The 15,424-nt window shown below is 42.2% G+C and carries 13 protein-coding genes; 8 read left to right on the top strand and 5 right to left on the bottom strand.

Annotated features, from left to right (window positions below; all coding sequences use genetic code 11):
- Positions 1-185 precede the first annotated feature (185 nt).
- Positions 186-686 carry a GAF domain-containing protein gene (locus AC1P5O_RS08285; protein ID WP_252509887.1) on the top strand — a complete coding sequence of 167 codons (501 nt, stop codon included), beginning with the start codon at positions 186-188 and terminating at the stop codon, positions 684-686.
- 36 nt (positions 687-722) lie between these two features.
- Entirely contained in the window at positions 723-1,748 is a 1,026-nt protein-coding gene (locus AC1P5O_RS08280; RefSeq protein WP_499005964.1) for a DUF1176 domain-containing protein, read from the top strand.
- 78 nt (positions 1,749-1,826) lie between these two features.
- On the opposite strand, the gene AC1P5O_RS08275 is transcribed toward AC1P5O_RS08280, so the two are convergent.
- On the bottom strand, positions 1,827-2,609 hold the full coding sequence (locus AC1P5O_RS08275; protein WP_004732090.1) for a hydroxymethylpyrimidine/phosphomethylpyrimidine kinase: 783 nt from the start codon (positions 2,607-2,609) through the stop codon (positions 1,827-1,829).
- 83 nt (positions 2,610-2,692) lie between these two features.
- Between AC1P5O_RS08275 and AC1P5O_RS08270 the strand changes: the two genes are divergently transcribed.
- On the top strand, positions 2,693-3,340 hold the full coding sequence (locus AC1P5O_RS08270; RefSeq protein WP_004645903.1) for an HAD family hydrolase: 648 nt from the start codon (positions 2,693-2,695) through the stop codon (positions 3,338-3,340).
- Between the two features lie 148 nt (positions 3,341-3,488).
- On the opposite strand, the gene AC1P5O_RS08265 is transcribed toward AC1P5O_RS08270, so the two are convergent.
- Complete coding sequence (locus tag AC1P5O_RS08265) at positions 3,489-3,977, bottom strand: hypothetical protein (protein ID WP_218947120.1); 489 nt, start codon at positions 3,975-3,977, stop codon at positions 3,489-3,491.
- A 51-nt stretch (positions 3,978-4,028) separates the two neighbouring features.
- Positions 4,029-4,637: a DUF805 domain-containing protein gene (locus tag AC1P5O_RS08260; RefSeq protein ID WP_004732088.1), complete on the bottom strand. Its 609-nt coding sequence runs from the start codon at positions 4,635-4,637 to the stop codon at positions 4,029-4,031.
- Between the two features lie 116 nt (positions 4,638-4,753).
- Here AC1P5O_RS08260 and AC1P5O_RS08255 point away from each other — a divergent pair.
- From AC1P5O_RS08255 to AC1P5O_RS08235, 5 genes are all read left to right on the top strand, one after another.
- A protein-coding gene (locus tag AC1P5O_RS08255) for an IS5 family transposase (protein ID WP_155861554.1) occupies positions 4,754-5,576 on the top strand; the annotation gives its coding sequence in 2 pieces (ribosomal slippage) (positions 4,754-5,134 and positions 5,136-5,576; 822 coding nt in all).
- 439 nt (positions 5,577-6,015) lie between these two features.
- A complete protein-coding gene (locus AC1P5O_RS08250; RefSeq protein WP_138742874.1) occupies positions 6,016-7,257 on the top strand; it encodes a carbohydrate porin in 1,242 nt (413 codons plus the stop codon).
- A 170-nt stretch (positions 7,258-7,427) separates the two neighbouring features.
- Positions 7,428-9,830, top strand: coding sequence for a glucose/quinate/shikimate family membrane-bound PQQ-dependent dehydrogenase (locus AC1P5O_RS08245; RefSeq protein ID WP_138742875.1), 2,403 nt, complete (start codon positions 7,428-7,430; stop codon positions 9,828-9,830).
- A 391-nt stretch (positions 9,831-10,221) separates the two neighbouring features.
- A complete protein-coding gene (locus AC1P5O_RS08240) occupies positions 10,222-12,396 on the top strand; it encodes a TonB-dependent receptor domain-containing protein (protein ID WP_138742876.1) in 2,175 nt (724 codons plus the stop codon).
- Between the two features lie 390 nt (positions 12,397-12,786).
- Positions 12,787-13,200, top strand: a complete 414-nt coding sequence (locus AC1P5O_RS08235; protein WP_155861553.1) for a TM2 domain-containing protein — start codon at positions 12,787-12,789, stop codon at positions 13,198-13,200.
- 44 nt (positions 13,201-13,244) lie between these two features.
- On the opposite strand, the gene AC1P5O_RS08230 is transcribed toward AC1P5O_RS08235, so the two are convergent.
- Together AC1P5O_RS08230 and AC1P5O_RS08225 are read right to left on the bottom strand one after the other, a co-directional pair.
- The gene (locus tag AC1P5O_RS08230; RefSeq protein WP_138742877.1) at positions 13,245-13,856 is read right to left on the bottom strand and encodes a DUF805 domain-containing protein; all 612 of its coding nucleotides are present in this window, start codon (positions 13,854-13,856) and stop codon (positions 13,245-13,247) included.
- Positions 13,857-14,051: 195 nt separating this feature from the next.
- On the bottom strand, positions 14,052-15,335 hold the full coding sequence (locus tag AC1P5O_RS08225; RefSeq protein ID WP_004645882.1) for a ribonucleotide-diphosphate reductase subunit beta: 1,284 nt from the start codon (positions 15,333-15,335) through the stop codon (positions 14,052-14,054).
- Positions 15,336-15,424 lie beyond the last annotated feature (89 nt).

Below are 15,424 nucleotides of genomic sequence, written 5' to 3'. Positions count from 1 at the left end.
CAGTGCACTGGGTTATGTATCGCCTTTTGAGTTTGAAGCAATGTACTATGATAAGATTAATCCGTTAGGTCAGGTGGCCTAACTTAAATAAAAAAGTCTCCGACAAACCCGGTACGGTTCAGTTTGAGAATCTGGAGATCAAGAATGAAAAAGAACGGCAGCAGGCTTTAAATGAATTGGGGTTATTGGATCATCGTCATCAGACCCTTTATAAACAATATATTGAAGAAGCCCGTCAAGCCTTTGACGTTGATTACGCACAAATTTCCTGGCTGAATCAGCATGAAATGTATATTCCAATCAGTCCTTTTACTCAGGAGCCTGTTGCAACCCGACAAATGTGCAAGGATTCAGTCTGCACCCATTTGCTCTATCAGAATGAGCCTTTGGTGATAGAAGACTTGCAGCGTGACCCGCGCTTTCCACATCTGTCAGAATTAAGACAGCATCATATCCGTTTCTATGCTGGTGTGCCTTTAAAAGATAAAAATGGAATTGCGCTTGGGAGTCTATGTCTGCTGGATAAACAACCGAGACAGATGCAGGCCGAAGATATGATTCTGCTTAAGGCTTTGGCGCAGGATTTAATGGCGACCCTGAGCAATGAGCGCAAGAAAAAAGATAAACAGAAGCAGATTGAGCAGATGCAGCCTGCTACCTCGGCAAGCGTTTTAAATAAGGACTAAATGATGAAACAAAAATGGATCTACAGCATCAAAATCATGAGTATCACATTTGGTCTAGCCAGTATCAGTTCATGGAGTCTGGCTGCTATTCAGGGACTGCATTTTTTACATAAAGACTGGGAAATTTCCTGTGATAATACCGGCACCTGCCGCGCTGCCGGTTATCAATCGGATCAAGATATTGATCAGCCGGTTTCGGTGCTACTAGAGCGTGCTGCGGGTGCAAACAGTAGTATCAAAGCCCAAGTCCAGATTTTACCCTTAGCTGCTGCCACACCTACACGACAGCTTCAGCTACAAATTGCCAGCACACCTTATGGTGTGATTGGTCTGAATCGGGAGGGAATAGGGCAACTCAGTACTGATCAAACGCGAGCCTTGCTAAAAGCTGTACAGGGAACAGCTCCGGTTGTATTTAAGAATACGCAATCACGCTGGAACCTGTCGACTTCCGGTGCCAGTGCCGTTTTACTCAAGATGGATGAATTTCAGCGTCGACTTTCTACGCCCTCAGCCTTGATCAGGCCGGGGAAAAAATCCAATCAGGCGGTGCTCAAAGCTGCAGCGATACCGAAAATTCAGATACCAAAATATCAGTCAGGCAAAGTCACTCAAGCAAAACTGAATACGGCAACAAGTCAGCAGATGATTCGAAAACTGCAAGCCACCACCAAGGAAGATCAATGTGATTTGCTGTTTAGCCAGCGTTTTCTGGATGATGATGTTATGACCATTTATCCCATTAATGCCCAGAATCAACTGATTCAGATTCCATGCTGGCGTGGGGCTTATAATATGGGTAGTGGCTTCTGGCTGATGGATCGAAACAAGCAATTTAAACAGTTGGTGACGACCTCGGGAGAAACATTTAACCAAGGCCAGATATTTTCCGGGCATAAAGTGCGTGGTTTGGGCGATTGTCTGAGTCAGAACGAATGGGCCTGGAATGGCAAGAAATTTGTCAAAAGCTTCAGTGGTCTGACCGTACAATGCAAAGGCTTCGCCGGTGGTGCTTGGAATTTACCGACCTATGTAAGCAAAATCATTTATCAGGCCAAATAGTATTGTTTAAAAAATAGCAGTGATAAAAAAGCCTGAATGACTCAGGCTTTTTTAGTTTTGATTTTAAGAAGTGTGATCTTAAAAACGCTTTGGAATTCTCTGGCCATTTGGAACAGGAATTTCAGCATTTTTTAATACCCCAAATAACCAGGTTTCAGCATGCTGTACCGCAGTTTTCAACTGATCACCCATGGCCAGACGTCCGGCAATGAAACTGGCCAGTGAACAGCCTGAACCATGATATTCACCTGGCAGACGTGGACAGCGAGTTTCGTTGACCAGCTCACCTGCGATATATAGGCTGTTCTGAATGTAATCTGGCGTATCTTCATGGCCACCTTTGACCAAAACTGCCTGTGCACCCATTTCAAATAATTTTTGAGTGGCCAGTTTGAGGTCTTGCTCACCCGTCAGGGCGCGTAGTTCAACCGTGTTCGGCGTTAAGATAGTGGCTAATGGAATCAACTGGGTAAATGCTTTGACTAGCGTTTCTTGATTACCCAGCGAACCGCCACTATTCGCGACCAAAACCGGATCCAGCACATACAGATAATCTGGATGTGCAGCCAGAAACTCGGCCAGTGCTGCGATATTGTCTGTGGTGCCTAACATGCCAGATTTTACGCAACGAATGGGCAGGTCATTGACCACCGCATTGGCCTGTGCCAACAGCAATTCTCTGGAAGTGGCTTCGAAACCAAAAACCTGCTGTGAATTTTGAATAGTGAGGGCTGTGCAGGCAATTGCCGCATGTGCACCACTTTGACCAATGGCTTCAATATCTGCTTGAAGGCCGGCTCCACCTGAAGGGTCTAAACCGGAAAAGCAAAGTACGGTAGGGCGCAAAATGATGTCCTTCATTCACTAAAATTGCATTAGTATAGGCAAATTTGAATGAACTCTCGATATTAATTTATATCGGTACTAATGAGAGGGGATGGGCGGTGATTAAGAATATTTTAATTGATCTGGATGGGACATTAACCGATCCGAAAGTGGGGATTACGACGTCTGCACGCTATGGTCTGGAAAAGATCGGTCATCCGATTAGTGACGAGATCAATATCGACTGGATTATTGGTCCGCCCTTAAAAGCCTCGCTTGCCAAAATTTTAAATGTTGAGGCCGATCATGTTCTGGCTGAACAGGCCTTGATGGGTTATCGGGAGCGCTTTGCAGTCAAGGGTCTCTATGAAAATCATGTTTTTGAGGGTGTAGCAGAAACGCTGGCAGAACTGAAACGCCGTGGTTATCGCTTGTTTGTCGCTACAGCAAAACCGACAGTGTATGCCAAACAGATTCTGGAACATTTTGATCTGGCCCAGTATTTTACCGACATTTATGGTAGTGAGCTGAATGGCGAGCGAACCAATAAAGCTGAGCTGATTCAGTATATTTTAGAGCAGCAAAAATTACAGGCCGATCAATGCCTGATGGTGGGTGACCGTGAGCATGACATTTTTGGTGCCCGTCAAAATGGTATTGATACTATTGCGGTAAATTATGGTTATGGTAGTCAGGAAGAGTTAGCACTGGCACAGCCTAAATATCAAATAGACCGCTTTAATCAGTTGCTAGATTATTTTAAATAAACCCTAATTTTTGCTTATTTTATTTGAGCTGATTTTTAGAGATATTTTGTCTATAAGCTGCTACATCTATACAGATCAACTCTCTTATTAGATTGTTATCTCAATAAAAATCCCGCAGCGTGCGGGATTTTTGCTCTTACAAGAACATTTAAAGCGTCAAAAACCAGGTCGATGCCAACACCACCATAATGATAATCACCAGTAAAATATTGATGATCGTCATTCGATGTTGGGGTGGAACTCTGGCTTTGGTCAGTGCATTTCCTGCATGGTCAAACAGGATGACATTTTGCACGCTACTTTCATAACCGAGTTCGAGTAACGCGCGCTTTTCAACTTCGGTTAAACCGTCTTCAGGCAGATCCATAATTTGCAGCAGTGCTATAGAGCTAAATAGTTTCTTCATCATTGACGATGGTAACAGCCGTTTCAGCGTCACCGCGGCTGCATCAAAGTCGGCAATAATACTCCGCGGATGGGCATAAGGCACATCGGGTAGCAGAGTATGCGTAATCGTGCCATCTATATTCATCAGCTGCATTTTATCTTTATAGATTTGCACCCATACAGCATCTGGAAATTTCACTAATTGATCTTGCAGCATGGAGAAAGTCTGATTTTGCTGATATTTAGTCATTAAATAATCGATAAACAAATCCCGCATCAAGACGGGATTTGTAAGGTTCGGTTATTTGGCAGGAGCACCATACTCATTGTTTTGTTGCTTGGTTTCAGTTGCCCACCACCAGATCAGTACCAGTATGCCAATCACGGTAAGCGTCAGTAATTGCCACCAACCAGAGCGTCCTACATCATGCAAGCGACGCGCGCCAACGGCCAGACTTGGGACTAGAAGTGCCAGATTAAGCAGGCTATTCACCAGCGGTTTAGTGCCTAAAACTGTATCAATTACCTCAGCAACAATGCCTAAAATTACACAAAACAGCATAAAGAACCAAAATTCTTTACGGCGTGCACGGCCGGAAAAGTTTGCATAGTTGGTCAGACATTTTACAAACCAGTCAATGCTGCTGTAATTTTCCTCGGCTTGATCCAGATTTGAATATTTGCCAAGCTGACTGGAAATTTTTTCTCCCAGATAAATAGAACTGCCTGAGGTTAAATAAACCTCAGATGCTTCACCCGCGGTATTGACGATAAAATCGACCCGATCACCGCGTGAAGGTGGACGCTCACTACGCCAGTCTGCGCCATTAAAGCTATAGCGCTGATTATCATCCCCCGAGATAAAACCGGTATTGTGTTGAATAGAAAAATCAAGGATTGAACCTTTCATGCTTGTTCTCGTCTATTAAGCTAGATTATTGTTTTAAAGCGACGCAATTTCTTATCAGAATAACTTTAGCATAATAGACCTCTTGCGAAAGTAAAAACCACCTCAATATAAATTTCATGAGATATCAGAAATTAAATCGTTTTTCAGATTCTGAATTCAAACGCTTGGTTGGCGTACCTCGACAAGTTTTTACTGAAATGGTAGAGGTTTTAGAAAAAGCAGAATCACTCAAAAAGAAATCAGGTCGTCCTCATACTTTAGATATAGAGGATCAGTTGTTATTAACTCTCAATTACTTACGGAACTACAGCACTCAACTGGAATTAGCGGCAAATTACCATATCGCTGAAAGTAATGTGAATCGAACCATTAAAAAGGTTGAAGATGCATTGATGAAATCAAGACGTTTTACTCTGCCAAAACGAAGCATTACCACAGCAGACGAACACTTTAACTGGGTAATTATTGATGCGACAGAATGTTTAATAGAACGCCCGAAAAAAAAATCAGAGTAAGTTCTACAGTGGTAAAAAGAAGAAACATACGCTAAAAGCACAAGTGATCTATCATCCGAACAGCAAACAAATCATAGGGCTAGATATATCGAATGGCAGTCAGCATGATATTAAATTGGCAAGAAAAACGGTTAAGAAATTCAAACATTGTGAATATGTTATGACCGATTTAGGGTACTACGGATTAGAGCAAGATGGCTTTAAATTATTGATACCAATAAAGAAAAAGAAGAATTTACCCTTATTTGATGTTGAGAAAAGGTACAATAAAATGATTGGAAAAATACGAGTTGTGATCGAACACATTAATAGTCAATTGAAAACATTTAGAATATTAAGTGAACGCTATCGAAATAGACGGAAAAGATTCGGCTTACGCATTAACTTAATTGCTGCACTCGTAAACCGGATAAACTTGCAATAATGACTTTCGCAAGAGATCTAATCTAATTTTTAAAAGTTTATGGTGAAATGACAATAATTTTTTCATGTTTTTAAAAGCCTTATCGCAATAGTGATTCAGTATTCAATCAACAAAAAATGTAGCGTTGCATGATTTGAAATGAAGAAAATTAAATAGTAATGGAGCTGATTTATCTCTGAATCTTTTATAAGAAATTAAAGCTAAATCTATCTGATGAATATCAAATTTTTCTTTGGAACTATGGTTTGATGTTGTTAAATTTAATATGATGATAAACAGATACTTATAAATTTTAAATTTACAAAAAGCATATAATAATACTAATAAATATAACATTTTATTCATACTTTTTATCTATTAGTAACGATTTTTTAAAATCAACAGGCGTATAATAACGTATAATAAAAAGCTTCATATTGTGATGAAGGTATCACATTCAATGTATCTCTCCCCATTATCGAAGGCCGTTTACCTTTGCTGTGCCTCTTTCATCTTAACCACGACCACTGTGCATGCTGAAGCTGCTTTCAGTTCGGAAAGCCCGTGGATGCTCGGTGACTGGAACGGGCAACGTACAGCACTCCAAAATCAGGGCTATGATTTCAGTTTTGGTTATACCGGTGAAATGGCAACCTTGATCGATGCGCAAAGATCTTCAAACCATAAAACTGAATATGCGGACCAGTTTGTTTTTGGGGCACATCTGGATCTGGCAAAAATTGCAGGCTGGCAAGACACCGAAGCACAAATAACAGTGACCCAGCGTAACGGTCAGTCACTGTCTCAAAGCGCTGCTGCTTTAAATGGCCATCTGAGTTCAGTGCAAGAAGTCTGGGGCCGTGGTCAAACCTGGCGCCTGACTGATTTATGGATCAAGAAAAAATTCCTGGAACAAAAACTGGATGTGAAAGTCGGACGCTTTGGTGAGGGTGAAGACTTCAATAGTTTTGACTGTGATTTCCAGAATCTGACCCTATGCGGTTCACAAGTCGGGAACTGGGTTGGCGATCAGTGGTACAACTGGCCGGTAAGCCAATGGGCTGCACGGGTCAAATATAACCTTAACCCTGAATTTTATGCCCAAGTCGGTGCTTATGAATACAACCCTGAGAATCTGGAACGTGGTAAAGGATTTAACCTGAGTACGGATGGTTCCAAAGGGGCAATGCTTCCTGCAGAAGTGGTTTGGGCGCCTAAACTGGGTGAACAGAAACTACCGGGTGAATACCGTGCCGGTTATTACTACAGTACAGCAGAGGCTGAAGTCATTTCCAATCCAGATCAAACCGATCATCACCATGGGGGCTGGATTGTTGCCAAGCAACAATTGACTGCACATCACGGAGATACTTCGCGTGGTTTGACCGGCTTTGTGAATGCGACAGTGCATGACTCCAAAACCAATAATGTCAGTGATATGCAAAATATCGGGCTGGTTTATAAGGGTGCAATGGATTCACGCCCTCAAGATGAAATCGCATTTGGTATTGCACGCATCAACATGAATGACGATGTCAGTGCTGACCGTCATCAAGAAATCGATGCAGAAATTTATTATGGCTTACATGCCACTAATTGGCTCACCATTCGCCCGAATGTGCAATATGTGCGTCACGTCGGTGCATATAAAGATGGTGAAAATGTCTGGGTGGGCGGAATCAAGTTTAATACGTCATTTTAAAATATAGTTTTTAGTTGCAAATACACTATTGAATCTCTAGGTGCTTTGTTGCAGTAATGGGCAATGCCTGCTTAAGAGATTGATGTATTTATAACTCAGAATTTAACAATAAGGGTGCTCATGCCTGTCATGTGCATGGACTTTCAAAAAAACTTTTATAGGTGTTCAATATGAATACTTCATCATCAGGTTCAGTACTGAAAACGATTTTAGCGGTCATTGCCGCTGTTTTCGGTATAGGACTGCTGATTGGAGGGATTTATCTTGCAGTGCTGGGTGGGTCTTGGTACTACATCATTGCAGGTATTCTCTTTATTGCGACCGCAGTTCTCTTGTATAAACGAAAAAGTGCTGCACTCCTTGTTTATGCCATATTCGTTTTGGCGACAGTGGTGTGGGGGCTGTGGGAAGTCGGTTCAGATTTCTTTGCACTTGCGCCGCGTTTAGATATTTTAGGGCTGTTTGGTCTGGCCCTGCTGATTCCGGCTACCACACGTGGCTTTGATCATGCTAAAACCGCGAAAATTGCCTTGGGTGCTTCATTAGCCATTACCATCGCTGTCATGATTTATGCTGTATTTAATGACCCGCAAGAAATTCGCGGTGAATTAAAATCCCAGCAGCCTGCAACTCACCAGCCAATTCCCGGTGTGGCAGATGAAGACTGGCCTGCTTATGGTCGTACCCAGTCCGGTTTACGGTATTCACCGTTAAAGCAGATTAATACTGAAAATGTCAAAGATTTGCAGGTGGCTTGGGAATATCACACGGGCGAATTCAAGACTGAAAATGACTCGGGTGAAACCACTAATCAGGTTACCCCAATCAAGGTGGGTGACAACATGTACATCTGTACCACTCACCAGAAATTGACTGCGCTTGATCCGGCAACAGGTAAGGCAAAATGGACCTATGATCCAAAGCTGAAAGCTGATCATACCTATCAGCATTTAACCTGTCGTGGCGTGTCTTATTATGATGTCAACAATACGGTTGGTTTTGAAAGCAGTCTCGCTGCGAAGAAAACCACATCGGCTGAATGTCCACAAAAAGTGATTTTACCGGTCAATGATGGGCGTTTAGTGGCGGTTAATGCGACCACCGGTAAAGTCTGTTCTGACTTTGGTAAAAATGGCGAAGTTGATCTGCAAAAAGATATGCCATTCCCATATCCGGGCGGTTATATTCCAACCTCACCGCCTGTAGTAACCGGCACCACCATTATTATTGCGGGTTCAACTACCGACAACTATTCAACTGAAGAACCATCGGGTGTGATCCGTGGTTATGATGTCAATACCGGTGAACTGCTTTGGGTATTTGACACAGGCGCTGAAGATCCGAATTTGATTCCTGCACCGGGTCAAAAATTTGTACATAATTCACCTAATGCATGGGCACCTTTAGCCTATGATGCAGAGCTGGATATCGTCTACGTACCAACGGGTGTCGGTACACCGGATATTTACGGTGGTCACCGGACTGAACTGGACGAGCGTTATGCCAACTCGATGCTGGCCCTGAATGCGACGACTGGTAAGCTGGTATGGAACTTCCAGACTACCCATCATGATTTGTGGGATATGGACGTACCTTCACAGCCGACATTGACCGAGATTAAAGACAAAAGTGGCAATATGGTTCCAGCCATTTATGTCTTGACCAAAACTGGGAATGCTTTTGTGCTGGATCGTCGTAATGGTAAAGCGATTGTGCCGATTACCGAGAAACCGGTACCACAATCTGTGAAACGTGGACCCCAAACCAAAGGTGAGTTCTATTCTAAAACTCAACCGTTCTCTGATTTTAATCTGGCGCCACAAGATAAATTGACCGATAAACAGATGTGGGGTGCGACCATGTTTGACCAGTTGGTCTGCCGTGTTGCATTCCATAAACTGAATTACGATGGCATTTATACACCACCTTCTGAAAATGGGACACTGGTCTTCCCGGGCAATTTGGGTGTGTTTGAATGGGGTGGTATGTCGGTGAATCCGGACCGTCAAATTGCATTAACCAACCCGATTGGCCTGCCATTTGTATCAAAACTGATTCCTCAAGATCCGAACCGTCCTAAGACGGCTAAAGGTGCAGGTACAGAAGCCGGCGTTCAACCGATGTATGGTGTGCCTTATGGCGTTGAAATCAGTGCGTTCCTGTCTCCATTCGGTCTACCGTGTAAACAGCCATCATGGGGCTTTGTTGCAGGTGTGGACTTAAATACTCATGAAGTGGCCTGGAAACGCCGCATCGGTACCATTCGTGACAGTATGCCGGGCATTCCATTGCCGCCATTCAAAATGGGTGTGCCGATGCTGGGTGGGCCTATTTCAACTGCGGGTAATGTAATGTTTGTGGGTGGAACTCAAGATAACTACATTCGCGCCATCAACGTGAACAACGGTGATGAATTGTGGAAAGGCCGTCTACCTGCGGGTGGTCAGGCTACACCAATGACTTATGAAGCGAATGGCAAGCAGTATGTGGTCATTATGGCGGGTGGTCATGGTTCCTTTGGGACTAAAATGGGCGACTCTCTGGTGGCTTATGCCTTGCCAGACAATAAATAGTTAAATTTTTAAATCAGTATGAAGGAGCCTGATTCGTCAGGCTTTTTTATTATGTATTGTTGAATGCCTACATCCAGTTTTAAGGACACAGAGAAATGATGTTGATTTGTTGCTGAAAGCTCAATTTCATTCAGATCGCATTAAAATAATATGCTTTGTATCTGGCTGATTTTAAGCGCAATTCAGATAAAGGATTAATCAAGTCTGAATTTACCGAACACAGAATTTTAAGCTCAAAGTCTTTCTATCCATTGAACGAACTATATGTCATCGAATCAGCGCATTTATTGGATATCGATGCTTAAAACAAAATGAATTGAATCATGAGATGTACGCCATCTTGATAAGGTATTTGCCGCATTAAACCACTTTCAAATAAGGCCTGTTATTTATGTATCAAAGCCCGAAATTTCCATTTGTGAAATCGACCTTGTCCTGCCTGATTGCTTGCGCAGGTCAGCATATTTATGCAGAAAATGACACACAAGAAGTCCAAAGGTTAGACACGATTATCATTCAAGCGACCCGTACCGATCGGGAGCGATTGACCACACCGGCATCAGTGTATTATCTGAATCAAGAACAAGATAACAGCATGAATGTGAACCTGTCGGAAACATTAAAAGGCGTTCCAGGATTACAGTTAAATAATCGTGAAAACTATGCCCAGGACCTGCAAATTTCGATGCGAGGCTTTGGCGCTCGCTCCAGTTTTGGTGTGCGTGGTGTGCGTTTATATGTGGATGGAATCCCTGCAACGATGCCGGATGGGCAGGGGCAAACCTCGAATATTGATTTGAACAGTCTGGATCATATTGAGGTTTTGGGTGGTGCGTTTTCCTCGCTGTATGGCAACTCTTCGGGGGGAACGATTTTAACCACCACAACGGAAGGGCAAGGCGCTGACTCAATTGAACTGGGGCATTCTGCAGGGAGTCAGAACAAAGGGCAGACCAAGCTGGTTTTGCAAGGCGGTTCAGAGAATGCTTCAGAGCCAAGCTATATCATCAGCTCATCTTATTTTGATACCGATGGTTTTCGTGACCACAGCAGTGCGCATAAAGTCCTGAATAATGCGAAACTGACTTGGGATCTGGAAGATGGCAGTAAAATTAACTGGGTCAATAACTACGTTAAAATTGCAGCAAATGATCCGGGCGGTCTAGAGAGAAAGGATTGGGAAGCAAATCCTAAACAAGCAGTAAAAAATGTATTAGATTTCAATGCGCGCAAAGAAATTGAACAGGTTCAAACGGGTCTAACCTGGAATAAACCGATCAATAACCAGCATGAACTGTATGGTATGGCCTATTGGGGACAGCGTGAAGTTACACAATATCAGTCTATTCCGAAGTGTGCATATGTGAAAGATACGAATATTTGTATTCCTAGGACTATTCAGCAGGCAGCAAACCACCCGGGTGGTGTAATTGACTTTAACCGTAATTTTTATGGGACAGATTTACGCTGGACAGGCAAAGAAGTCTTACCAAACTTAAAACTCATTGCTGGTGTAGCGATTGACGGTATGACTGAAGAACGTTATGGCTATGAAAACTTTATCGGTGATACGCAATTTGGTGTAAAAGGTAAACTACGCCGTGATGAAGACAACACCTTATGGAATTTAGACCCTTATTTTCAAGCATCTTATGCCGTCACTGATACTGTAAATGTTGATGCGGGCTTACGTTACAGCAATGTACATTTTAAATCTAAAGACCATTATATTGTTGAAGCCGATGAGGAAAAAGATAGAAATGGTGATAACTCAGGAAAAACTGATTATCAAAAATTATTACCATCGCTTGCTTTAAGTTGGCAAATTGTTCCTGAACTTATGGCATATGCAAGCTATGCCCAAGGTTTTGAAACACCAACCTTTACTGAAATGGCATATCCTGCGGTTGAGAGTTCTACACCTTTTAACTTAAAAGCATCAGAAAGCGAAACCTATGAAATTGGTTTGAAATCAGATAACACATTAGGACAATTTACCGCAGCCGTATTCTATACATTGACGGAAGATGACATCGTGCCTTTAAAAAATTATTACGGTAAATCGACGTTCCGTAATGCTGATCAGACTTTAAGACAGGGTGTAGAGTTATCTTGGAATAAAAATCTATGGCTTGACCTAACAGCTCAAGCAAGTTATAGCTACTTAGATGCAACTTTTGATAAAGACACTGCAAATGTTGAAGGCCCGACACCTATTCAAGAAGGTAATTATATTCCCGGTATTGCCAAGAATCAGGCATTCTTAAGCTTGGGTTGGAAACCTGAGCAGGGTTTGCGTGCGGGTGTGGATATTCGTTATAGCGACAAAATCTATGTCGATGATAAAAACTCAGATGCTGCGCCAAACTACACGGTTGCTGGCGCCAATGTGGGTTATCACTGGAAAATGCAGGATTGGGCGGTGAATACTTTTGCGCGTGTCGATAACCTGTTTGATAAAGATTATTCTGGTTCGGTGATTGTCAATGAAAGCAATAACCGTTTCTTTGAGCCGGCAGAAGGGCGGAACTGGAGCGCTGGTTTGAGTGTGACAAAAGAATTTTAATTGAAATGATTTAGGGCTGTTAAATTTTCAAAAAACAAAATCCCGCTTCTTGAGCGGGATTTTTTAATATTTAAGTTTTGAAAAGTTGATCAGAGGATTTGAGCTAGTACAGATAAAACTAGATCTTTTGCCGATTCACCCATTTCGATAGTTCCTCGGCACTTTCGACCCGTTCAGAATATCGATCGGTTAGATAAGCAGACTGATCGCGGGTGAGGAGGGTGAACTTGTAAAGTTCCTCCATTTTCTATCTAATATTTGATTAGAATAAATATGAAGTAAGTAAATTGAAAATCTTTTTCTACGTCAATAATAACTTGAAATATAGTGTCTTTTTATAGTGTTATGTTTATAATTTAACCTGTAGATAACATGTAATAAGAGATAATAATGCAAGGGTCTATTTTAGATTATTCAGTGCAGCATAATACCGGTATTATTAGTGGAGATAATCAGAACCGTTATCAATTCATTGGTAGTGAGTGGAGAGGTCAGACTCTGCCAGCACGTGGACAGCGTGTAGATTTTGAGACATTAGGACAGGGACAAGCGAAAGACGTTTATTTGTTGTCAGCTCCTAATCCTTTTACAAATCAAGTTGGACAAAAAAATCGAATTGTTGCGGCACTGCTTGCATTTTTCTTAGGTGGATTTGGTGTTCATAAATTTTATTTAGGTCGTATAGGCTGGGGAATTGTCTATCTGATTTTCTGCTGGACATTTATCCCAGCGATTGTTGCATTTATTGAGTTTATTATTTATTTATGTACTTCAGAAGAAGATTTTGCCCGCAAATATGGCTAAATGATGATTGAAAAAAGGGCGATATCGCCCTTTTTTTGTCTGCTTTATTTAGCAGGTTGTCCCCATTCATTATTATTCTGTTTTGTTTCAGTGGCAAACCAAATAATCAGTAGAATAAATCCAATTAAGGGTACTAAGCCAATTAAGTACCACCAACCAGATTTACCAATATCATGTAATCGGCGTATAGATACGGCAAGGGCTGGTATAAATAAAGCAAGAACAGTTAGCACATAAAATAAGAATTCAGAACCAAGTATTGCATCAAGAATTTGAGCAATAATTAATATAATAAATTGGGTGAGGGCAAAGAACCAAAACTCTTTACGACGTGCACGACCCGTGAAATTTGCATAGTTTTTTAAGCCTTTCACAAACCAATCAATTATATTGAAATTTTCTTCAGACTGATTTTGATTGGAAATCTTGTCTAATTGAACTGATAAATTTTGGATAGTACTGTTTGCATTCCCAATTGCTAGATATACATCAATCGCTTGTCCTTCAGTATCAATTGCAAAATCTACTTTGTCTCCGCTTGCAGGGGGACGCTGACCACGCCAGTCAGAACCTTTAAAGTTATAGCGATTTTGATCATCCCCACTAATCACACCAGCATTATGCTGGATAGAATAATCTAAAATAACCCCTTTCATTTTTGTCCTCTTTCTTTGTGTTTAATTTCTAAATTATTTTTAATTTCATATGGATAATAGCATAACAGCATATTTGCATGCCTGTTTTTATATGATTATTACTATGATTAGTCAGATTTTTTTATGCATTGAATTACACTGAATTGTATATAAAAAAATCCCGCTACAGGAGCGGGATTTTTTTTAATCTTCTAATTACCAGCTTAACGCACCGCCAGTCTGATAGTCTGTTACACGCGTCTCGAAGAAATTCTTCTCTTTACGCAAGTCCATCATTTCTGACATCCACTGGAACGGGTTGTTCACACCAGCGAACTGTTCAGGCAAGCCTAACTGCGCCAGACGACGGTTAGCAATGAACTTCAGGTATTCTTCCATCATGCCAGCATTCATGCCGAGTACACCGCGTGGCATTGTGTCACGTGCATATTCGATTTCCAGCATCGTACCTTCAAGAATCATCTGGATGATTTCTTCCTGGAATTCAGTGGTCCATAAACCCGGGTTTTCGATCTTGATCTGGTTGATCATATCGATACCGAAGTTCAGGTGCATTGACTCGTCACGCAGGATGTACTGGAACTGCTCGGCAACACCATTCATCTTGTTACGACGGCCCATAGACAGAATCTGACTGAAACCGCAGTAGAAGAAGATACCTTCAAGTACACAGTAGAACGCGATCAGGTTGCGAAGCAGAATCTGGTCATTTTCAGGAGTACCAGTTTTGAAAGTAGGATCACTTAAAGACTGAGTATATTTCAGGCCCCATGCTGCTTTACGTGCCACTGACGGAACTTCGCGGTACATGTTGAAGACTTCGCCTTCATCCATACCTAGCGACTCGATACAGTACTGGTAAGCGTGTGTGTGAATCGCTTCTTCAAACGCCTGACGCAAGATGTACTGACGGCATTCAGGGTTGGTAATGTGACGATAAATCGCAAGTACCAGGTTGTTTGCAACCAATGAATCGGCCGTCGAGAAGAAACCAAGTGAACGCATGACGATGGTACGTTCATCTTCAGTCAAGCCATTTTCAGACTTCCACAGCGCGATGTCGTGGTTCATGTTGACTTCTTGCGGCATCCAGTGGTTTGCGCATCCGTCCAGATACTTCTGCCAAGCCCATTCGTATTTGAATGGAACAAGCTGGTTCAAGTCTGCACGACAGTTGATCATAGCTTTATCATCAACTTGCACACGCTGCGCACCCATTTCAAGCTCTTCCAGACCCGGTGCAACATCAAGCTGCTCTAGGGAAGCAGATGCTCTTGCCAGCGAATCGGTTGGATTTGATCCTCGGTTTTGAGTGGCTCTAAGGGGTTGTGCAGCTGCCACATCCGGCGATGCGTTGCCTGCATCAGATACCATCTGTGAATTAGTCGCTTTTTGCGGCTCGACGGGCGCAGGCTGCTGTTCAGGTGCAGCCGGTTTTTGCGAATCATCTTCGAAATCGTCCCAACTTAGGATAGACATATCAATTCTCTCTACGTTGCTTTATATCTTTTATGAGACATTCAGCTTGGCTGAGATGTCTTACTATACGCTTAATTTGTGTAAGCAAA

The sequence above is a fragment of the Prolinoborus fasciculus genome (assembly GCF_056724605.1).
Note: the sequence above shows the minus strand (reverse complement) of the source record. Positions and strands in the feature narration are given on the sequence as shown.

Coding starts and splice junctions, on each gene's coding strand:
- AC1P5O_RS08280 (WP_499005964.1), top strand. CDS start 723: ATGAGTATCACATTTGGTCTAGCCAGTATCAGTTCATGGAGTCTGGCT.
- AC1P5O_RS08275 (WP_004732090.1), bottom strand. CDS start 2,609: ATGAAGGACATCATTTTGCGCCCTACCGTACTTTGCTTTTCCGGTTTA.
- AC1P5O_RS08265 (WP_218947120.1), bottom strand. CDS start 3,977: ATGACTAAATATCAGCAAAATCAGACTTTCTCCATGCTGCAAGATCAA.
- AC1P5O_RS08260 (WP_004732088.1), bottom strand. CDS start 4,637: ATGAAAGGTTCAATCCTTGATTTTTCTATTCAACACAATACCGGTTTT.
- AC1P5O_RS08250 (WP_138742874.1), top strand. CDS start 6,016: ATGTATCTCTCCCCATTATCGAAGGCCGTTTACCTTTGCTGTGCCTCT.
- AC1P5O_RS08245 (WP_138742875.1), top strand. CDS start 7,428: ATGAATACTTCATCATCAGGTTCAGTACTGAAAACGATTTTAGCGGTC.
- AC1P5O_RS08240 (WP_138742876.1), top strand. CDS start 10,222: ATGTATCAAAGCCCGAAATTTCCATTTGTGAAATCGACCTTGTCCTGC.
- AC1P5O_RS08235 (WP_155861553.1), top strand. CDS start 12,787: ATGCAAGGGTCTATTTTAGATTATTCAGTGCAGCATAATACCGGTATT.
- AC1P5O_RS08230 (WP_138742877.1), bottom strand. CDS start 13,856: ATGAAAGGGGTTATTTTAGATTATTCTATCCAGCATAATGCTGGTGTG.
- AC1P5O_RS08225 (WP_004645882.1), bottom strand. CDS start 15,335: ATGTCTATCCTAAGTTGGGACGATTTCGAAGATGATTCGCAAAAACCG.